This is a genomic window from Brevundimonas mediterranea, from assembly GCF_014196125.1.
GTDB classification, from domain to species: Bacteria; Pseudomonadota; Alphaproteobacteria; order Caulobacterales; family Caulobacteraceae; genus Brevundimonas; species Brevundimonas mediterranea.
Genome location: NZ_JACIDA010000002.1, coordinates 153,788 through 174,138, shown reverse-complemented (window position 1 = coordinate 174,138; position 20,351 = coordinate 153,788). Strand labels below are relative to the sequence as shown.

At 66.8% G+C, this 20,351-nt stretch carries 19 protein-coding genes; 9 read left to right on the top strand and 10 right to left on the bottom strand.

Going from position 1 to position 20,351, the window contains the following annotated elements; translation table 11 throughout:
* Positions 1-256: 256 nt before the first annotated feature.
* From GGR11_RS09800 to ccmA, 6 genes are read right to left on the bottom strand one after another with little or no spacing between them, the layout of a single operon-like run.
* Entirely contained in the window at positions 257-523 is a 267-nt protein-coding gene (locus GGR11_RS09800) for a hypothetical protein (RefSeq protein ID WP_183196575.1), read from the bottom strand.
* A gap of 58 nt (positions 524-581) precedes the next feature.
* Positions 582-1,148, bottom strand: coding sequence for a DsbE family thiol:disulfide interchange protein (locus tag GGR11_RS09795; RefSeq protein ID WP_183196574.1), 567 nt, complete (start codon positions 1,146-1,148; stop codon positions 582-584).
* Positions 1,145-1,378: a heme exporter protein CcmD gene (ccmD, locus tag GGR11_RS09790; protein WP_183196573.1), complete on the bottom strand. Its 234-nt coding sequence runs from the start codon at positions 1,376-1,378 to the stop codon at positions 1,145-1,147. The genes GGR11_RS09795 and ccmD overlap by 4 nt, the downstream gene beginning before the upstream one ends.
* On the bottom strand, positions 1,379-2,098 hold the full coding sequence (locus GGR11_RS09785) for a heme ABC transporter permease (protein ID WP_183196572.1): 720 nt from the start codon (positions 2,096-2,098) through the stop codon (positions 1,379-1,381).
* A 54-nt stretch (positions 2,099-2,152) separates the two neighbouring features.
* Positions 2,153-2,860, bottom strand: a complete 708-nt coding sequence (gene ccmB / locus GGR11_RS09780) for a heme exporter protein CcmB (RefSeq protein ID WP_081836095.1) — start codon at positions 2,858-2,860, stop codon at positions 2,153-2,155.
* Positions 2,857-3,480, bottom strand: coding sequence for a heme ABC exporter ATP-binding protein CcmA (gene ccmA, locus GGR11_RS09775; protein WP_183196571.1), 624 nt, complete (start codon positions 3,478-3,480; stop codon positions 2,857-2,859). Before ccmA ends, ccmB begins: the two co-directional genes overlap by 4 nt.
* Before the next feature lie 370 nt (positions 3,481-3,850).
* Here ccmA and acnA point away from each other — a divergent pair, with 370 nt between their 5' ends.
* Complete coding sequence (acnA, locus tag GGR11_RS09770) at positions 3,851-6,577, top strand: aconitate hydratase AcnA (protein ID WP_183196570.1); 2,727 nt, start codon at positions 3,851-3,853, stop codon at positions 6,575-6,577.
* Between the two features lie 233 nt (positions 6,578-6,810).
* Positions 6,811-8,259: a hypothetical protein gene (locus GGR11_RS09765; protein ID WP_183196569.1), complete on the top strand. Its 1,449-nt coding sequence runs from the start codon at positions 6,811-6,813 to the stop codon at positions 8,257-8,259.
* Between the two features lie 7 nt (positions 8,260-8,266).
* Here the strand turns inward: GGR11_RS09765 and GGR11_RS09760 are convergent, their stop codons facing one another.
* Entirely contained in the window at positions 8,267-9,166 is a 900-nt protein-coding gene (locus tag GGR11_RS09760) for a hydrogen peroxide-inducible genes activator (protein WP_183196568.1), read from the bottom strand.
* A 143-nt stretch (positions 9,167-9,309) separates the two neighbouring features.
* Here GGR11_RS09760 and katG point away from each other — a divergent pair, with 143 nt between their 5' ends.
* Positions 9,310-11,580 (top strand): catalase/peroxidase HPI, encoded by a 2,271-nt coding sequence (gene katG, locus GGR11_RS09755; RefSeq protein WP_183196567.1) that lies wholly within the window; start codon positions 9,310-9,312, stop codon positions 11,578-11,580.
* Between the two features lie 117 nt (positions 11,581-11,697).
* The gene (locus tag GGR11_RS09750) at positions 11,698-12,279 is read left to right on the top strand and encodes a DJ-1/PfpI family protein (RefSeq protein WP_183196566.1); all 582 of its coding nucleotides are present in this window, start codon (positions 11,698-11,700) and stop codon (positions 12,277-12,279) included.
* Here GGR11_RS09750 and GGR11_RS09745 read toward each other — a convergent pair.
* The 3 genes from GGR11_RS09745 to GGR11_RS09735 form a co-directional block, all read right to left on the bottom strand.
* Complete coding sequence (locus tag GGR11_RS09745; protein ID WP_183196565.1) at positions 12,266-13,042, bottom strand: glutaminyl-peptide cyclotransferase; 777 nt, start codon at positions 13,040-13,042, stop codon at positions 12,266-12,268. The genes GGR11_RS09750 and GGR11_RS09745 overlap by 14 nt on opposite strands.
* 4 nt (positions 13,043-13,046) lie before the next feature.
* Complete coding sequence (locus tag GGR11_RS09740) at positions 13,047-13,874, bottom strand: TerC family protein (RefSeq protein ID WP_183196564.1); 828 nt, start codon at positions 13,872-13,874, stop codon at positions 13,047-13,049.
* Between the two features lie 98 nt (positions 13,875-13,972).
* Positions 13,973-14,851, bottom strand: a complete 879-nt coding sequence (locus GGR11_RS09735) for an endonuclease/exonuclease/phosphatase family protein (RefSeq protein ID WP_183196563.1) — start codon at positions 14,849-14,851, stop codon at positions 13,973-13,975.
* Between the two features lie 291 nt (positions 14,852-15,142).
* Between GGR11_RS09735 and GGR11_RS09730 the strand changes: the two genes are divergently transcribed.
* From GGR11_RS09730 to GGR11_RS09710, 5 genes are all read left to right on the top strand, one after another.
* Entirely contained in the window at positions 15,143-15,697 is a 555-nt protein-coding gene (locus GGR11_RS09730) for a F0F1 ATP synthase subunit delta (protein WP_183196562.1), read from the top strand.
* 73 nt (positions 15,698-15,770) lie between these two features.
* Complete coding sequence (gene atpA, locus GGR11_RS09725) at positions 15,771-17,303, top strand: F0F1 ATP synthase subunit alpha (protein WP_183196561.1); 1,533 nt, start codon at positions 15,771-15,773, stop codon at positions 17,301-17,303.
* A gap of 35 nt (positions 17,304-17,338) precedes the next feature.
* On the top strand, positions 17,339-18,217 hold the full coding sequence (locus GGR11_RS09720) for a F0F1 ATP synthase subunit gamma (RefSeq protein ID WP_183196560.1): 879 nt from the start codon (positions 17,339-17,341) through the stop codon (positions 18,215-18,217).
* 37 nt (positions 18,218-18,254) lie between these two features.
* Positions 18,255-19,790: a F0F1 ATP synthase subunit beta gene (atpD, locus tag GGR11_RS09715; RefSeq protein ID WP_183196559.1), complete on the top strand. Its 1,536-nt coding sequence runs from the start codon at positions 18,255-18,257 to the stop codon at positions 19,788-19,790.
* Positions 19,790-20,350, top strand: a complete 561-nt coding sequence (locus GGR11_RS09710; protein WP_183196558.1) for a hypothetical protein — start codon at positions 19,790-19,792, stop codon at positions 20,348-20,350. Before atpD ends, GGR11_RS09710 begins: the two co-directional genes overlap by 1 nt.
* Position 20,351: the final 1 nt, after the last annotated feature.

Below are 20,351 nucleotides of genomic sequence, written 5' to 3'. Positions count from 1 at the left end.
GGCCGGTCCGCAGGTTCGCACGCCGCCCCACTTGGGACATTGGCACGTCGTCTTCTCCCAGCGGCCGGTTTCGAAGCGCTCTGCCATCGCCGTCTCTCGTTTTCGGCGTCGAGAGTCCTTGAAAGCCCAGGTGAGCGCAATAAGGGGTATCCCTCCGTATCCAGCTCAAAATCATGAGGGACGACGTGCCCCGACGCGCTCTACGGCCAAGCGCATCGCCCTGGCGGCCCGAGGCGCGCGCTCAACTTGGGTCGGATCAGACCTTGATGTCGAGATAGGAGCCGGGGCGCATGATCCGGGGCTCTTCACGTTCCGGCGCCGCCGGGGCCGGTTCGACCGGGCGCGCCGGATTGGCGGTGCGCACCGTGGACATGACGGCGGCGGCGGGCGCCTGACTGGGTTGAACGCGTGAGGCCTGATCCAGTGCAGCGCGGAAGAAGGCGGCCTGTGCGTTTCGCGCCGTCGGCAGGTCGAGACCTTGCGACGGGACGGGCTGCGGCAAACCTGGGCGAATCGCGCTCATGCCCAAACGTTAACGCATCCGGAGCGATCAATCGTTAACAAGGCCTCTCGAAAGAAAGTTAATGCGATTTTTCACCGGGAGCCGGACGGGGCGGGGCCTGCATCGAGGCGACCAGACGGTCGATGTCGGCGTCGTTCAGCAGGGGCCCGGACTGTTTGGCGGTGATCCGGCCCATGGCGTCGACGGCGAAGGTCTCGGGCACGCCGGAGATGCCCAGGTCCAGACCGGCCCGACCCTCGCGGTCCACCAGAACCATGGAATAGGGGTCGCCCAGCTCGTCCAGGAAGGCGCGGGTGGCGACCGGCTCGTCCTTGTAGGCGACGCCGACGACGGCGATCCCGCGCGCCTTCAGGGCCAGCAGCTTGGGGTGTTCGATCCGGCAGGGGGCGCACCAGGAGGCGAAGACATTGACCAGCATGGGGCGGCCGACGCCCGCCGTCTTGAGGTCCAGATTGCCGGGGCCGGCGGTGTCGCCGGTGAGCATGGGCAGGACCGTCTCGGGGATGGGCTGGCCGACCATGGCGTCGGGCTTGAAGGCCGGATCGCGCTTCAGCGACCAGCCGACGAACAAGGCGAAAAGCGCCGCCACCACGACGAGGGGGAGCAGGGCCAGCCAGCGGTTCATTCTTTTGGCCCTATCGTGCTTCGCACTACTTGAGGGCCGTCAGCTCGGGGGGCGGCGTCCAACGTTGCTTGAGGAGGCGGCGCGTCCTCCGCCTCCAGCCGCTCCAGTTCACGCTTCCATTTGCGCGAGGCGATGACGGCGCGCACGATCAGGGCCGCCAGCACCAGGGCGCTGACGCCCCAGGCGGGCCAGACGAAGGCGGCGTAGGGGGTCATGTCGAGGTCGAGCATCTACGCCTCCAGCGCCTTCCGGGCACGCAGGGTCAGGACGCGGCGACGGCGGATCTCGGTGCGGATCGCCGTCAGCCACAGGGCCGCGAACAGCACGCCATAGGCCGCCAGCATGGTCAGGAAGGGCGGCAGATAGACGGGGTCCAGGCCTGAGGATCCGGGGGTCAGGAAGCTGGCCGGCTGGTGCAGGGTGTTCCACCAGTCGACCGAGAATTTGACGATGGGCAGGTTGATCAGGCCGACCAGGCCCAGGACGGCGGCGGCGCGCGCCCCCTTCTGCTCGTCGTCGATCGAGGCCCGCAGCGCCATATAGCCGAGGTAGAAGAGGAACAGGACCAGCACGCTGGTCAGGCGCGCGTCCCACACCCACCAGGTCCCCCACATCGGCTGGCCCCAAAGCGAGCCGGTGAACAGGGCCAGGGCCGTGAAGGCGGCGCCGGGCAGGGCGGCGGCGCGGGCGGCGGCGTCGGCCAGGGCGTGACGGAAGACCAGGGCGAAGAAGCTGGAGACGCCCAGGGCCGAATAGGCGCCCAGGCCCCAGACGGCGGCGGGCACATGGACGAACATGATCCGCACCGTGTCGCCCTGCTGATAGTCGGCAGGGACGGAGAAGCTGAGCCAGGTCCCGACCGCCAGCAACACGGCCGCGACCGCCCAGAGGACGGGCGTCAGAGGGCCGGTGAAGGCCATGAAACGCTGCGGGTTGGACAGGCCGAACATGGCGTCAGCGATTACGCGGGGTCGCGACGGCGGGCAAGCGGCGGATCACCTTCGTCATCCCTGGGCGTTGCGCACCGCCGCCGCTCCCGCGAAGGCGGCGATCACCCCGGCGAACAGGACATAGGCGCCCAGGAAGGCCAGGGCCGGGGCGGGCGACTGGCCCGAGGCGGCGCGCTCCAGCGCTCCGGCGCCGAAGACCACGGGGGGAATGAACAGGGGCAGGACGACGACGGCGATCAGCAAGCCGCCGCGCTTCGCCCCCAGGGCCAGGGCCGCGCCCAGGGTTCCTGTACAGGCGAAGCCCGCGCCGCCGATCAGGGCCGACAGGGCGGTGAGCGGGACCAAGGCGGGCGGCAGGCCCAGGGCCAGGGCGGCGACCGGCGCGGTCAGAGCCAGGGGCAGGCCGACCGCGATCCACTGGGCCAGGGCCTTGATCAGAACGACCGATTCCAGCGGCAGATGGCCCAGCGCCAACAGGTCCAGCGCCCCGTCCTCCAGATCCCGCTCGAACAGCCGCTCCAGCGACAGCAGCGAGGCCAGGGCCAGGGCCAGCCAGGCGATCCCGCCCGCCACGGGCGAAAGCGTGCGCGGATCGCCCCCCACGGCCAGGGGCAGGACGGCGGTCAGACAGGCGAAGAAGCCGCAGGCCAGCAGGGGGCCACCCCCGCCGCTCCAGGCCAGGTCCAGCTCCCGCTCCAACAGCACGCGCGTCGCGCCGCGCAGGCCGGGCGGGCGGGGTTCGGCGTCGACAGGACGGCTCACGTCAGGCCTCCCAGGTCCAGGGTGCGGGCCGGGAGGGGCAGGGGGTCGTGGACGGCGGCGAGGATCAGGCCGTCGGCGTCGAGATGGCGGCGCATCTGGTCGGCGAAGACCGCGCGCCAGCGGGCGTCCAGCGGGGCCATCGGCTCGTCCAGCAGCCACAGGGCGCGCGGCGATCCGACCAGCCGGCCCATGGCCAGGCGGCGGCGTTGACCGGCGGACAGGCGGCGGACTTCAAGGTCCAGCAGGGGAGCGAGGCCGAAAGCCTGGACCGCATCGTCCATGCCGCATTGGACATGACCCAGCCAATCGCACTGGAAGCCCAGTTCTTCGCGCGCCGTTCGGCTGATCTTCAGTCCGTCCTGGTGACCGAGGAAATGGGTTTCGCGGCCGCGCGCCAGCCGTTCGTCCAGCGGATTGCCGTCGCCGTCGTGGAAGGCGACCTCGCCAGCGTCGGGGCGTAGCAGGCCGGCGATGGTCCGCAGCAGACTGGTCTTGCCCGCGCCATTGGCGCCCGTCAGCACTACGGCTTCCCCGGCCTGGATACGCAGGTCGAGGCCCTGGAATAGGAGGCGTTCTCCGCGTGAGACGGTCAGCTCGGAGATGGAGAGGGTGTGGATCATGACGGCGACACTCTCCCTCCCCGTTCCGGGGAGGGGCGTCGCGCAGCGACGGGGTGGGGGCGGCCCGGCGAGGGCGCTCGATGTCTTGGAAACAAGGCGAGCGATGGGTCGCGCAGCCCGCCCCACCCGGCCTCGCTCCGCTCAGCCCCCCTCCCCGGAACGGGGAGGGAGAAAATACGCATTGTTTTGAGAACCTTTCTCAATGTCCGCGTCGAGGGTGTGGACACATGGACGGTGCGCGATGAGCGGACTATAGGCACGATTGCCGCAGCAGGCTTTCGCCGCGCGCGCAGGGGCCCTGTGAGCCGCTGCGTCTGCCGCGCGAAGGCGCAACCGGATTGTCGGGCGGCGCTGACCAGAGGAAGACTCCATGCCGTCGAACGACAGCTTCAAGACCCGCCAGGACCTTTCCGTCGGGCGTAAGAAATACGCCTATTACAGCCTTCCCGCCGCCGAGGAAGCCGGTCTGACCGGGATTTCCCGTCTGCCGCGCTCGATGAAGGTGCTGCTGGAGAACCTGCTGCGCAACGAGGACGGGGTTTCCGTCACCGAAGCCGACCTGAAGGCCGTCGCCGCCTGGGTCGAGAACAAGGGCTCGGTCGAGCACGAGATCGCCTTCCGCCCGGCCCGCGTCCTGATGCAGGACTTCACCGGCGTGCCCGCCGTGGTCGACCTGGCCGCCATGCGCGACGCCATGAGCGCCCTGGGCGCCGACGCCGCCAAGATCAATCCGCTGGTTCCGGTCGATCTGGTCATCGACCACTCGGTCATGGTCGATCACTTCGGCACGGCCAAGGCCTTCGGCCAGAACGTCGAGCGCGAATATGAGCGCAACATCGAGCGCTACAACTTCCTGCGCTGGGGTTCGTCGGCCTTCAACAACTTCCGCGTCGTGCCCCCCGGCACCGGCATCTGCCACCAGGTGAACCTGGAGAACCTGGCCCAGACCGTCTGGACCCTGGACGAAGGCAAGAAGACCGTCGCCTATCCCGACACCGTCGTTGGCACCGACAGCCACACCACCATGATCAACGGCCTGGCCGTTCTGGGCTGGGGCGTCGGCGGCATCGAGGCCGAGGCGGCCATGCTGGGCCAGCCGATCCCGATGCTGATCCCCGAGGTCATCGGCTTCAAACTGACCGGCCGCCTGCCGGAAGGCACGACCGCCACCGACCTCGTGCTGACCGTCACCCAGATGCTGCGCAAGAAGGGCGTGGTCGGCAAGTTCGTCGAATTCTTCGGCGATGCCCTGCCGAACATGACCATCGAAGACCAGGCGACGATCGCCAACATGGCCCCGGAATATGGCGCGACCTGCGGCTTCTTCCCCGTCTCGGCCGCCACCATCGGCTATCTGACCGCCACGGGCCGCGACAAGGCGCGCGTCGCACTGGTCGAAGCCTACGCCAAGGCGCAAGGCCTGTGGATCGACGAGACCTCGGAAGACCCGGTCTTCACCGACGTGCTGGAACTGGACCTGGCCACCGTCGTGCCGTCGCTGGCTGGTCCGAAGCGTCCGCAGGACCGCGTCGAACTGACCACCGCCGCCCCCGCCTTCGAAACGGCCCTGGTCGATGTCTTCGCCCGTCCGACCGACGCCCCGCGTGCGGCCGTGGACGGTGAGAAGTTCACCGTCGGCGACGGCGACGTCGTCATCGCCGCCATCACCTCCTGCACCAACACCTCCAACCCGTCGGTCTTGATCGCCGCCGGCCTAGTGGCGCGCAAGGCCAACGCGCTCGGCCTGAAGGCCAAGCCCTGGGTCAAGACCTCGTTGGCCCCGGGCTCGCAGGTCGTCACCGACTATCTGACCGACGCCGGCCTGCAAAAGGATCTGGACGCCCTGGGCTTCAACCTGGTCGGCTACGGCTGCACCACCTGTATCGGCAACTCGGGCCCGCTGGATCCGGCGATCTCGAAGGCGATCAACGACAACGCCCTGGTCGCGACCTCGGTCCTGTCGGGCAACCGCAACTTCGAAGGCCGGGTGAACCCGGACGTCCAGGCCAACTATCTGGCCTCGCCGCCGCTGGTCGTGGCCTACGCCATCGCCGGCTCTATGCGGATCGACATCACCAAGGATCCGATCGGTCAGGACAAGAAGGGCAATGACGTCTTCCTGAAGGACGTCTGGCCGACTTCGCAGGAGATCGCCGACATCCAGAAGAAGTCGGTCACCCCGGCCATGTTCGCCAAACGCTACAAGGACGTCTTCAAGGGCGACAAGCACTGGCAGGCGATCAAGGTCACGGGCGGCCAGACCTATGAGTGGGACGACGCCTCCACCTATGTCGCCAACCCGCCGTACTTCGAAGGCCTGTCGATGGACCTGACTCCGGTCCAGGACATCGTCGAGGCCCGCGTTCTGGCCATCTTCGGCGACTCGATCACCACCGACCACATTTCTCCGGCCGGTTCGATCAAGAAGACCTCGCCCGCCGGCGTCTATCTGACCAACCACGGCGTCGAGGCGGCCGAGTTCAACAGCTACGGCGCCCGTCGCGGCAACCACGAAGTCATGATGCGCGGCACCTTCGCCAATATCCGCATCAAGAACCGGATCACGCCCGAGATCGAAGGCGGCGTGACGAAGCATTTCCCGTCGAACGACACCATGTCGATCTATGACGCGGCCATGCGTTACCAGTCGGAGGGCCGGCCGCTGGTCGTCTTCGCCGGCAAGGAATACGGCACCGGCTCGTCGCGCGACTGGGCGGCCAAGGGCACGCGCCTGCTGGGCGTTCGCGCCGTCATCGCCGAAAGCTTCGAACGCATCCACCGTTCGAACCTGGTCGGCATGGGCGTCGTGCCGCTGCAGTTCAAACAGGACGGCTGGCAGAAGCTGGGCCTGACCGGCGAGGAGATCGTCACCATCCGCGGCCTGTCAGACGCCAATGTCGGCAAGCTGCGTCCGCGTCAGGACCTGTGGGTCGAGCTGTTCCGCCCGTCGGACGGCAAGATGGCCCGCTTCCCGGTCCGCTGCCGCATCGATAACCAGACCGAGATGGACTATCTGCTGGCCGGCGGCGTCATGCCCTACGTCCTGCGCAACCTGGCCCGCGGCCCGGAAACCGAAGCCCCTATCGCGGCTGAATAGGCAGCGGCTGATCGTTGAAACAGAAAGGGCCGGCGGAGCGATCCGCCGGCCCTTTTCGTTTGATTTGTGTGCGCGTTCAGGTTGAGTGTCTTGGACAGCCTGGGGGTAATGTAATGTCATTGGTGTGGAGCGCCTTTCTTCTCGGGCTCGTCGGATCTCAGATTGAACTTCCTTCGCCTCCCGCGCCGACAGCGGCGGAGGCTGTCTTGACCCAGACGTCGGAAGGCATGGTCGTGCGATACGCCCTGTCCGCACCCTCAGACAGTTTCGCCTTCGCGGACAAGGACATCATCCGAGATCAGTGGCGCGTGACGACGCCCGGACTGAAGCTCAAGGACGGCGTCGTGACGGGGGATGGGCCAATCTCCCGGTTCGAGCTTCTGATCACGCCCGACCTCGCGGAGGTGGATCGCATCTACATGGGGCTGAGCCGAACCGGAACCGGCTTCGTTCTCTATGGCCCTGGTCTGAAGGGCGAGGATATTTCGACCAGTCTTCGCGCCGAAATAGACGGCGCTTCCGCCGCCGTGCCGTCCAGCGACGCGATAGATGGCTACGTCTTTGTCGGGCCGAAGGACTATGTCACCGACTACGGCGACTCCTTGGTGATCGCCCCGCCGCAATTGGCGTCTGAACTCGACCAGTCCATTCGGAACGATTTTGCGGGGTCACGGGCGTTTTACCGGTCGCGGTTGGGCATCGCCCCGACCCTGAAGCCTGTCCTCGTGGTCAGCGTCGATAGTCCGGGGCCTTCTACGTTCAGGGGGGACGTCACGGATACGGGCGTCATATCCCTACGTTTCAAGGGAGAGGAATGGCGGTCAGCTCAAGAGGAGGTGTCGCCCTTCGTCTGGCATGAGGCCTTCCATCTGTGGAACGGTCATGGCGTGCACAACAGGGACGGAGATACGGCCCCCTGGTTGCATGAAGGCTCTGCCGAGTATGCCGCAATCGCGGGGCCGGTCTCCAGCGGCGGCATGTCGGAAGATCAAGCCCGCGAACGGATGAGCGACAAGGTGAACGGTTGCCGTCGTGCATTTAACAGCACTGGGGGCCGACGGCCGGCGCTGAAGTCCGGCAGCGCCGTTTATGATTGTGGAACGGTGATCCAGTGGATCGCCGACATGGAGCTCCGGCAGGCTGGCCAGGCCGACTTCTTTGCGCTGTGGGGGAGAATGCTGGAGACTGCGCGTGGGCGGGAGGAGGGTTTCGGCACGGCCGAATTCCTGGCGGCGCTGACTGACGCCAGCGCCGTGCATCTTGTTTTGGACCCGCAGGTCGAGGATCGCTGGGGCCGAATCCAGGGCCGTATGGCGGATCTTGGGGTGAGGGTCGTCAACGCTCCAAGTGATCAGGAGCTCATGGCGGCCGCGCTCTTCCACGTCGCCAAGGCCAACTGCCTCAGGGGGTCCTATGGCTTTTACAACGAGCCTGGGGCGTTGAAGCTTGATGGAGAGAACTGCGGCCCGCTGTCCGGCGGGCCGATCATAGATGCGGTCGAAGGCCTTAATCCCCAGGAGCACGGCCGGGCGATGTTTGACGCGGTCAAGGAGCGCTGCGCTGCTGCTCAGTCGGTTCGCTATCGCACCCGGGACGGCAGAACCCTGGAGGCCGTATGCCCGACCGAGCTTCCAGTCCCGCAGGCCTGGCGAATTGTGGAAGCGCCCGCTTTCGGTCGTTGAGGGGGCCTCAATCCAGCTTCAGCGCTTCGGCCAGCAGCCTCGCCTCCGCGGCGCGGCTGGAGCCGGAGCGCCAGGCGACGACGATTTCGCGGTGGGGCGGGACGCCGTCGGCCTGGTTTTCGAAGGCGCGGATGACGACCGAGGGGGTGTCGGCCAGCCCGGCCTGGACCGCCATCTTCGGCAGGAAGCTGACCCCCAGGCCTGAGCCGACCATCTGGACCAGGGTGTGCAGGCTGGTGGCGGCGAAGACGTCGTCGCCGCGCGGGGCCTCGATGTCCAGGGCCGCCAGGGCGTGGTCGCGCAGGCAGTGGCCGTCTTCCAGCAGGATCAGATCCTCGGCCCGCAGCGATCCCGGCCGGATCGGGCCGGGGGCGGCCAGGGCGTGGTCATGGGGGGCGGCGGCCATGATCTCGTCGTCGCCGATCCGGGCGTGTTCGACGCCCGGCGCGTCATAGGGCAGGGCGATGACGGCGGCGTCGATCTGGCCTGCCTTCAGGGCGGCGATCAGGCGCGGCGTCAGGTCCTCGCGGATGAACAGCTTCAGGTTCGGATAGGCCGTCTTCAGCGACGGTAATTTGGCGGGCAGCAGGAAGGGGGCCACGGTCGGGATGACGCCCAGGCGGAACCGGCCCGACAGCAGCCGGCCGGCGTTCTTGGCCGCCTCGACCAGATCCTCGGTCCGGGCCAGGACGTCCTCGGCCCGACGCACGGCTTCGACCCCCACAGCGGTCATGATGACGGCGCCGCGCGCGCGCTCGACCACGGGGGCCCCTAGGATCCGCTCCAGTTCCTGAACCCCGGCGCTGAGGGCGGGCTGACTGACGTGGGCGGCCTCGGCGGCGCGGGAGAAGCTGCCGTGTTCGGCGAGAAGCTTGAGGTACTGGAGTTGTCGCAGGGTGGGGAGCATCCAGAGCAGATAGGCCAGGCCTATGCTGAAATCAAAGATAATCGATTGGCCTTATGAAGTTGGGCCGTGCAGAAATAGCCACATCGACGAAGGGGCTATCGCCAACACGCCCGTCGCATCGCGCCATCACAGGGAAGACCGCCATGACAACCGAAGCCAAATGCCCGTTCTCAGGCGCCACGACCGAGTCGGTGGCCGGGGGCGGCGTCCAGAACCGCGACTGGTGGCCGGGGCAGCTGCGCACCGATCTGCTGAACCAGCATTCGTCGCGGTCGAACCCGTTGGGCGAGGGCTTCGACTATCGCGAGGCCTTCTCCAAGCTGGATTATGAGGCGCTGAAGAACGATCTGCGCCAGCTGATGACCGACTCGCAGGACTGGTGGCCGGCGGACTTTGGCCATTACGGGCCGCAGTTCATCCGTATGGCCTGGCACAGCGCCGGCACCTATCGCGTCCAGGACGGACGGGGCGGCGGCGGCCGGGGCCAGCAGCGTTTCGCGCCGCTGAACTCGTGGCCTGACAATGTGAATATCGACAAGTCGCGCCGCCTGCTGTGGCCGATCAAGCAGAAGTACGGCCAGAGCATTTCCTGGGCGGATCTGCTGATCCTGACCGGCAATGTGGCGCTGGAGACCATGGGTTTCCGCACCTTCGGGTTCGCGGGCGGTCGCGAGGACACCTGGGAGCCGGATCAGGACGTCTACTGGGGGCGTGAAAACACCTGGCTGGGTGGAGACGAGCGCTACGCCCGCGGCTCGCACGGCGTGGACAAGCCGGCCGACGAGGCCGTGCTGGTCGCGGACGACACCGCCGACGGCGTCCAGCACACGCGCGATCTGGAGAACCCGCTGGCGGCGGTCCAGATGGGCCTGATCTACGTCAACCCGGAAGGCCCGGACGGCAATCCCGATCCGATCGCCGCGGCGCGCGACATTCGCGACACCTTTGCGCGGATGGCGATGAACGACGAGGAGACGGTCGCACTGATCGCCGGCGGCCACACCTTCGGCAAGACCCATGGCGCCGGCCCGGCCGACCATGTCGGACCCGAGCCCGAGGCCGACGGTTTGGAAGCTCAGGGTCTGGGCTGGGCCTCCAGCTTCGGCAGCGGAAAGGCCGGCGACGCTATCACCAGCGGCCTGGAAGTGACCTGGACCCAGACCCCGGCCCAGTGGAGCAACTTCTTCTTCGAGAACCTGTTCGCCTTCGAATGGGAGCTGGAGAAGTCCCCGGCCGGGGCGCACCAGTGGGTGGCCAAGGACGCCGGCTTCATCATCCCCGACGCCCATGATCCGACCAAGATGCGTCGACCGACCATGCTGACGACCGATCTGTCGATGCGGTTCGATCCGGAATACGAGAAGATCTCGCGTCGCTTCCTGAACAATCCGCAGGCCTTCGCCGAGGCCTTCGCACGGGCCTGGTTCAAGCTGACCCATCGCGATCTGGGACCGCGCTCGCGCTACGTGGGCCCGGAAGTCCCCAAGGAGGAGTTGGTCTGGCAGGACCCGGTGCCCGCCGTCGATCATCCGCTGATCGACGCGGCCGACGTCGCCGTCTTGAAGGCGCAGGTGCTGGCCACGGGTCTCAGCGTGTCGGAACTGGTCGGCGTGGCCTGGGCCTCGGCCTCGACCTTCCGGGGCGGGGACAAGCGCGGCGGCGCAAACGGCGCGCGCATTCGGCTGGCGCCGCAGAAGGACTGGGCGGTCAATCAGCCCGAGCCGCTGGAGCGGGTGCTGAAGACCCTGGAAGGCGTGCAGTTCGCCTTCAACCAGGCCCAGGTCGGCGGCAAGAAGGTGTCGCTGGCTGACTTGATCGTGTTGGCGGGCGCTGCGGGTGTTGAAGCGGCGGCCAAGGCTGCCGGACATGAGGTCGTCGTGCCCTTCACGCCGGGCCGGACGGACGCCAGCCAGGCCCAGACGGACGTCGAGTCCTTCTCCTATCTGGAGCCCGTCGCCGACGGCTTCCGCAACTATCAGAAGGCCCGCTACGCCGTTCCCGCCGAATCCCTGCTGATCGACCAGGCCCAGCGTCTGACCCTGACCGCCCCAGAGATGACGGCGCTGATCGGGGGGCTGCGCGCCATCAACATTAATGTGGGCGGTTCGACCCACGGGGTGCTGACGGAGCGGCCGGGCGCCCTGACCAACGACGTCTTCGTCAATCTGCTGGACATGGGCGTGAAGTGGTCCGCGTCGTCGCCGGCCAAGGACCTGTTCGACGGGCGTGACCGCAAGACCGGCGAGCTGCGCTGGACCGGCACCCGTGTCGATCTGGTGTTCGGCTCGAACGCCGTGCTGCGCGCCCTGGCCGAGGTTTATGCCGGGGCGGATGGACAGACGAAGCTGGTCGATGACTTCGTGGCGGCTTGGGCCCGGGTCATGGAGTTGGACCGGTTCGACCTGCACGGCTGATCGGCAGCTTACGCGGCGACGAAAAGGGGCGGACGTCGCATGGCGTCCACCTCGTCTTGACGGGCAGAACTGTCACGCGGCTTCGGTAGATTGAAGCGACAGGCAAGGGAGGCCGCCGTGACTACCATCGTAACGCTTCTGACACCCGACTACGCCGACTGGGAAACCGCGCTGATCATGGCGGGCGCGCGCAGCCATTATGGGATCGAAACCCTGTTCGCCTCTCCCGAGGGGGAGGAGGTGGTGTCCGCCGGGGGGCTGTTCGTCGTTCCCAATCTGGCCATCGAGGACATCGACGTCGACGAGGTCGATGCGATCCTGGTCAACGGCGGGTCCATCTGGCGTCAGCCCGACGCGCCGGACCTGTCCGACCTGCTGCACCAGGCCCATGCCGCCGGAAAGACGGTAGGCGGGATTTGCGACGGAACCCTGGCCCTGGCGCGCGCTGGGCTGTTGGACCATGTGGGCCATACCGCCAATGGGCCGGACAGCCTTTCAATCACCGACTATGCCGGCGCGGCCCACTACCGCGATCAGCCGCACGCCGTTCTGGCCGACCGAATCGTCACGGCGGCGGGCACGGCGCCCGTCAGTTTCATGGCTGCGGTCTTGGAGTCGCTGGGTCTGCGAAATGCGGAACTTGACGCCTATATACGCCTCTTCGGCGCCGAACATTCGCCGGCGGTCAGCGCAGCCTGATCTCGAACAGCTGCGGCCAGCGCTTGCCGGTGACGAACAGGCGTTTGCCGTCGGCGTCCCAGGCGATGCCGTTCAGGACGTCGTCGTTCGGGTCCAGGCCCGCATCCTGGGGGACCAGGGCCGTAAGATCGATGAAGGCCTTCACTACCCCCGTCTCCGGGTCGATGCGGGCGATGCGGTTGTCCTGCCACAGGTTGGCGAAGACCTCGCCGTCGATCCACTCCAGCTCGTTGATCTGGTCCAGCGGCTTGCCGTCGGCGGTGACGGAGACGCGGCCGGTCTCGGCCAGGGTGTCGGGATCGAGGAAGCGTAGCTGGTCGGTGCCGTCGCTCATGATCAGCCGCCGCCCGTCGGTGGTCAGGGCCCAGCCTTCGCCCGGATAGGAGAAGCCGCCCAGGGGCGAGAAGTCGTCCAGCTTCCAGATGAAGCCGATGTGGTTGCGCCAGGTCAGGCTGTAGAGCTTGCCGTTCAGCGTGGTCATGCCCTCGCCGAAATAGACGGTCGGCAGGTCGCGCTGACGCAGGACCTCGCCGGTTTCCAGCCGCACCTGACGGATGAAGGACGGGTACAGGCCGGTGCTTTCGTACAGCGCCCCCTGATGGAAGAAGAGGCCTTCGGTGAAGGCCGTCTTGTCGTGCGGATAGGCGCGGACGACTTCATAGGCCTGGACTGGAACCTCGGCCCGGGCCGGAAGGACGCCGCCTGTCGCCAGCAGCAGGCCGGAGACGAGGCCGGCGAGACGTAACGACAGGCGACGGGTCATCGGATCAGGCCTGTTCGGCGGCGGCTTCCGCCTCGGCCTTCTTGGCGCGGGCCTCGGCCTGATCAGCCTGGGCGCGGGCGGCCGTGGCCTTTTCCTTCTTCGTGGCGGAGCGACGGCCCATCATGTTCAGGGCCTCGACCCCGGCCGAGAAGGCCATGGCGGCGTAGATATAGCCCTTGGGCACATGATAGCCGAAGCCGTCGGCGATCAACACCATGCCGATCATCAGCAGGAAGCCGAGGGCCAGCATGACGACGCTGGGGTTCTCGTTGATGAAGTTGGCCAGCGGATCGGCGGCCAGCAGCATGACGGTGACAGCGACCAGGACCGCGACCACCATGATCGGCAGGTGTTCGGTCATGCCGACGGCGGTCAGGATCGAGTCGATCGAGAAGACCAGGTCCAGCAGGATGATCTGGAAGATCGCCGCGCCGGCGTTGTTGATCATCACGTCCTTCTTATCCATCACGTCATGGGTCGGCGTGGGATCGACGGTGTGGTGGATCTCCTTGGTGGCCTTCCAGACCAGGAACAGGCCGCCCGCGATCAGGATCAGATCCTTCCACGAGAACTCGTTGCCCATGACGGTGAAGACGGGCTGAACCAGGCCGACCAGCCAGGCGATGATCGACAGCAGGGCCAGGCGCATGACCAGGGCCAGGCCGATGCCGATGCGGCGCACCTTCTGGCGCTGATGCTCGGGCAGTTTGTTCGACAGGATCGAGATGAAGATCAGGTTGTCGATGCCGAGCACGACCTCCATCACGATAAGCGTCACCAGCGCGGCCCAGGCGGCCGGGTCGGAGAGCAGGGGCGTAATGCTGTCGAGCATGAGGTGTCCTAGAGGGAAAAGCGTCAGCGTAAAGCGCTAGGGCCGAAGCGAGTTCCGATCAAGCGAGGGGGTGCGGCGTCATGGTCGCACCCCACCCTTCAGGGCCGTATGAGCGCGACATCCACGACCACGGGGAAATGGTCCGAAATCACCAGTCCCGAGAAAGAGTCCGTCGGGACGCCGTATCGGTCCACCGACAGGCCGGGACCGACGAAGACATGGTCGATGGCGACGCCGTCGTTGTCCTTGGCGATGTCGAAGTCGTTGTAGGTGCCGGCCGGGCCGAAGACGACGGGGCTGACCGCGCGGGCGTCGCGCAGACCCGAGGCGAGGATGCGGCGATAGGGGGCGCTGTCGGGGCCGGTGTTGAAATCCCCCATCAAGACCACCGACGCGGTCACGCCGTCGACCGAGGCCGGCGCCATGTCAGCGGCCAATGCGGCGCATTCTTCGCGGGCGATCACGCCGACATGGTCGAAATGAGCGTTGCGGACATCGAGCAGGCCGCCGTCAGCCCGATCGCGCAGGACGACGCGGGTGATGGTGCGGGGGTAGGCGGCGTCCCAGCCCTTAGACGGCTGGTCCGGCGTGGGCGAGCACCACAGGGTCTGGGTGCTGACGGTCTCGAACCGGGCGCGCCGCCAGAACAGGGTGGTGGTCTCGCCTATCTGGGCGCCGTCGTCGCGACCGACGCCGTAATGATCATAGGCCGGCGCCTGTTCGGCCAGATAGGCGACCATGTGCGGCAGGGCCTCCTGCACCCCCAGAACGTCGGGATCGAAGAAGGCGATCTGGCGCGCCATGTGCGGGCGACGCTGTGTCCAGTTCGGAACATCGTCAGGCCCATCGTAGCGGATGTTGTAGCTCATCAGCCGCACAGGGCGTGCAGCGTCCGAGGCTGTAGGCTGGGCTGCAGAGGCAGAGGTCAGGGCGGCGAAGGCGACCGCGACGGCGATCAGCAGGGCGGCAGGCTTCATCTGAGATCTCGGGATATTGAGGCTCGGGGCGGATTGTTAAGGCGGGATATCCCATGCGGGAATGACCGGTGTGCGACATGCCGCGCGGGCGCTTGTGACGGGGTGCGGCCTTATCGCCCTTCACGCAATGTTGCGAGCAGCAAAACCCCGTGCTATCAGGCGCCCGGCTTGAAGGGGGCGTATTCACGAATACGGCCTCTGTCGTGCTTTCCGCAAGCATTTCAAGCTTTTGACCGTTGCGAGCCTCGCATTCGGTCGCGACCCTGACACAACGACCTCGGACCCTAATCAGTGGCTGATGATTTCAGAACGACGGAAGTCGGCGATCGCTACGCACAGGCGCTGTTTGATCTGGCGCTGGAAACCGGCCGCCTGGACGTGGTTCGTGCTGACTTGGCGTCGCTGAAGGCCGCCTGGATCGAGAGCGCCGACCTGCGCCGCCTGGCGACCTCGCCGGTCATTTCGGCCGAGGATCAGGGCAAGGGCCTGGTCGCCATCGCCGCCAAGGCGAAGTTCGAACAGACCACCGCCAACTTCCTGGGCCTGCTGGCCCAGAACCATCGCGCCAAGGATCTGCCGGGCGTGATCGCCGGGTTCGAGGCCCGCTACGCCAAACACGCCGGCATCGTCGCCGCCGAGGTCGTCTCGGCCCAGCCGCTGGACGCCAAGCAAGTAGCCGCGATCAAGACCGCGCTGAGCGCCGGCCTGGGCAAGGCGCCGGAACTGACCACGCGCGTCGATCCGTCGATCCTGGGCGGCCTGAAGATCAAGGTCGGCTCGAAACTGTTCGACGCCTCGCTGAAGACCAAGCTCGACCAGATGAAGTTCGCCCTCAAGCGGGCCTAAGGCCCGCTCCCGCCACAACGAATGCGCGCCTGATCGGCGCACCCGCAGAAGACTGAAGAACAGAGAGCCTGTCATGGACATCCGCGCCGCTGAAATCTCGGCCATCCTCAAGTCGCAGATCGCCAACTTCGGCGTCGAAGCCGATGTCTCCGACGTCGGCAGCGTGCTGTCGGTCGGCGACGGCATCGCTCGCATCCACGGTCTGGACAATGTCCAGGCCGGCGAAATGGTCGAGTTCACCAAGGCCGGCGTCAAGGGCATGGCCCTGAACCTGGAACGCGACAACGTGGGCGCCGTGATCTTCGGCGCCGACGCCGCCATCGCCGAGGGCGACGACGTGCGCCGCCTGGGCGAGATCGTGGACGTGCCGGTCGGCAAGGGTCTGCTGGGCCGCGTCGTCAACCCGCTGGGCGAGCCGATCGACGGCAAGGGCCCGATCCAGTTCACCGAGCGCCGCCGCGTCGACGTCAAGGCGCCGGGCATCATTCCCCGCAAGTCGGTCCACGAGCCGATGCAGACCGGCCTGAAGGCCATCGACACCCTGATCCCCGTCGGCCGCGGCCAGCGCGAGCTGATCATCGGCGACCGTCAGGTCGGCAAGACCGCCGTCGCCGTCGACGCCATCCTGAACCAGAAGAACGTCAACAAGACCGACGACGAGAGCGCCAAGCTCTATTGCATCTACGTCGCCATCGGTCAGAAGCGTTCGACCGTCGCCCAGATCGTCAAGACCCTCGAAGAGTCGGGCGCGCTGGAATACACCATCGTCGTCGCCGCCACGGCTTCGGAACCGGCCCCGCTGCAGTTCCTGGCGCCCTTCTCCGGCACCGCCATGGGCGAGTTCTTCCGCGACAACGGCATGCACGCCCTGATCGTCTATGACGACCTGTCCAAGCAAGCCGTCGCCTATCGTCAGATGTCGCTGCTGCTGCGCCGTCCGCCGGGCCGTGAAGCCTATCCGGGCGACGTCTTCTACCTGCACAGCCGCCTGCTGGAGCGCTCGGCCAAGCTGAACGCCGACTACGGCTCGGGCTCGATGACCGCCCTGCCGATCATCGAAACCCAGGCCAACGACGTTTCGGCCTATATCCCGACCAACGTGATCTCGATCACCGACGGCCAGATCTTCCTGGAATCGGACCTCTTCTACCAGGGCATCCGTCCGGCCGTGAACGTCGGCATCTCGGTGTCGCGCGTCGGCTCTTCGGCCCAGACCAAGGCGATGAAGAAGGTCGCCGGCACCATCAAGGGCGAGCTGGCCCAGTATCGCGAGATGGCCGCCTTCGCCAAGTTCGGTTCGGACCTGGACGCCTCGACCCAGAAGCTGCTGGCCCGCGGCGCCCGCCTGACCGAGCTGCTGAAGCAGCCTCAGTATTCGCCCCTGGCGATGGAAGAACAGGTCGTCTCGGTCTACGCCGGCACGCGCGGCTATATCGACGGGATCGCCGTGGGCGACGTCGGCCGGTTCGAGAAGGAACTGCTGGCTCGCATCCACGCGAACCACGCCTCGCTGCTGGACGGCATCCGCACCAAGAAGGACCTGACCGCCGACCTCGAGGCCGAGCTGAAGGACATCCTGGCCGCCTTCGTCAAGACCTTCGCCTGAACCCCGCCGGTTAGTTAGAGGAAGAGCAAAGCCGGATGGCCAGCCTCAAGGAAATGCGCAATCGGATCGGAAGCGTGAAAGCCACGCAGAAGATCACGAAGGCCATGCAGATGGTCGCCGCGGCCAAGCTGAAACGCGCCCAGGACCAGGCCGAGAGCGCCCGGCCCTATGCGCGCAAGATGGCCTCGGTCATCGCCAATCTGGCCGCCGGCGTCTCGGGCGCCGACGCGCCCAAGCTGCTGGCCGGCACCGGTCAGGACCAGCGTCACCTGATCGTGGTGGCGACGGCGGACAAGGGTCTGGCGGGCGGTTTCTCGACCAACGTCATCCGCGCCGCGCGCGAGCGGATCAACAGCCTGATCGCCAGCGGCAAGGACGTGAAGATCATCGCCGTCGGCCGCAAGTCGCGCGATCAACTGACCCGTCTGTACGGCGACAAGGTGGTTCACACCTTCGAGCTGAGCGCCCAGAAGACCATCGGCCTGCCCCTGGCCCAGCCGGTCGCCGAAATGATCGCCACGGCGTTCGAGGACGGCCAGGCCGACGTGGTCACCCTGTTCTACAGCCAGTTCAAATCGGTCATCCAGCAGGTCCCGACCGGCAAGCAGCTGATCCCGGCCGTGGTCGAGGGCGACGCCCAGCCCATCGACCTGAACGGCGCGGTCTATGACTATGAGCCGTCGGAAGAGGAAATCCTCGAGACCCTGCTGCCGCGCAACCTGACGACCCAGATCCTGGCCGCCCTGTACGAGAACCAGGCCGGCTTCTTCGGGTCGCAGATGGCGGCGATGGACAACGCCACGCGCAACGCGGGCGACCTCATCAACGCCCTGACGCTGCAATACAACCGCAAGCGCCAAGCCCAGATCACCACCGAGCTGATCGAGATCATCGCCGGCGCCGAAGCCCTCTGATCTCGACCGAACAGACATTCCGATACGGACCCCAGCCATGACCGACACCGTCGCCCCCAAGAAGCCCGCCGCCCGCAAGCCGGTCGCCAAGAAGGCCGCTCCCGCAGCGTCTCCCGTCTCCGCCGTCGCCACGGGCAAGATCGCCCAGGTCATCGGCGCCGTCGTGGACGTCGAGTTCACCGGCCACCTGCCGGCGATCCTGAACGCCCTGCACACCCAGAACATTGACCAGAAGACGGGCGAGCCCTTCACCCTGGTTCTGGAAGTCGCCCAGCACCTGGGTGAGAACATGGTCCGCACCATCTCGATGGACACGACCGAAGGCCTGACGCGCGGTCAGCCCGTCACCGACACCGGATCCTCGATCCAGGCGCCGGTCGGCCCCGGCACCCTGGGCCGCATCATGAACGTCGTCGGCCAGCCGATCGACGAGCAGGGCCCGATCAAGACCGCTGAATACCGCCCGATCCACAAGGAGGCGCCCTCGTTCGAGGAGCAGTCCACCTCGTCGGAAATCCTGGTCACGGGCATCAAGGTCATCGACCTGATGTGCCCCTACACCAAGGGCGGCAAGATCGGCCTGTTCGGCGGCGCCGGCGTGGGCAAGACCGTGACCATGCAGGAGCTGATCAACAACATCGCCAAGGCGTACGGCGGTTATTCGGTTCTGGCCGGCGTGGGCGAGCGCACCCGCGAAGGCAACGACCTGTATCACGAGATGATCGAGTCCAACGTGAACGTGGACCCGGCCAAGAACGGCGGTTCGACCGAGGGCTCCAAATGCGCCCTCGTCTACGGCCAGATGAACGAGCCTCCCGGCGCCCGCGCCCGCGTCGCCCTGACCGGCCTGTCTATCGCCGAGTATTTCCGCGACGAGGAAGGCAAGGACGTCCTGCTGTTCGTCGACAACATCTTCCGCTTCACCCAGGCCGGTTCCGAAGTGTCGGCTCTGCTGGGCCGCATCCCCTCGGCCGTGGGCTATCAGCCGACGCTGGCGACCGAGATGGGCAACCTGCAAGAGCGGATCACCTCGACCAAGAAGGGCTCGATCACCTCGGTCCAGGCCATCTATGTGCCCGCCGACGACCTGACCGACCCGGCGCCCGCCGCCTCCTTCGCCCACCTGGACGCGACCACGGTTCTGAACCGCGACATCGCCGCCCAGGCCATCTTCCCCGCCGTCGACCCGCTGGACTCGACCTCGCGGATCATGGACCCGCTGGTCATCGGCGAGGAGCACTACAACGTGGCCCGTTCGGTCCAGGAAGTGCTACAGCAGTACAAGGGCCTGAAGGACATCATCGCCATCCTGGGCATGGACGAACTGTCGGAAGAGGACAAGCTGGTCGTCTCGCGCGCACGTAAGATCCAGCGCTTCCTGTCGCAGCCCTTCTTTGTGGCCGAACAGTTCACCAACTCGCCCGGCAAGTTCGTCGAACTGGCCGACACGATCCGCTCGTTCAAGGGCATCGTCGCCGGTGAATACGACCACCTGCCGGAATCGGCCTTCTACATGGTCGGCGCCATCGAAGAGGCCGTCGCCAAGGCCGAGAAGATGGCGGCGGACGCCTGATGCGGACGGGGCGCGCTCTCTTCCTGGCCGCCGTCCTGGCCGGCACGGCGGGCGCGGCCCACGCCCAGATGTCTGCCGCGCGTATCGCTGCGGGGTTTTCAGAAGGCGTGACGAATGTCTGCATGCCTGCGGTGGCGGCTCCAGGCGGAATCGCCGCTCTGCCCGACTCCATCCGCGCCCTCGTGTCGCCGGCGCCTGAGGATGCTCGTTTCCTCGCGCAGTCCCGCAACCCGACGGGGCCTATCTGGAATCTGGAGAGCGCCAAGGGGGGGGTGATCGTCTCCGAGCCGGGACCCGGCCAGTGCGAAGTCATCGCCTACGGGCCGCCTGTCGCCGCGACATTTCGATCGACGGCGCAAGTTTTGACGGGCGCCGCCTTTGTGGAAGACGTGGCCGCACGCCGAGGCCCGCCATTCCTGCGTTATGAATTCTCAGGGACAGGTTCCGAGGCCGGCGTAAAAGTGGTTCTGGAAGGCTCCGAGCCAGGTGCTCCGGGCCGCATGTTTCGTTTTAGCCTCCTGTCCGGCTATGTCACATTCGCTCAATCGAGCGATCAATAAG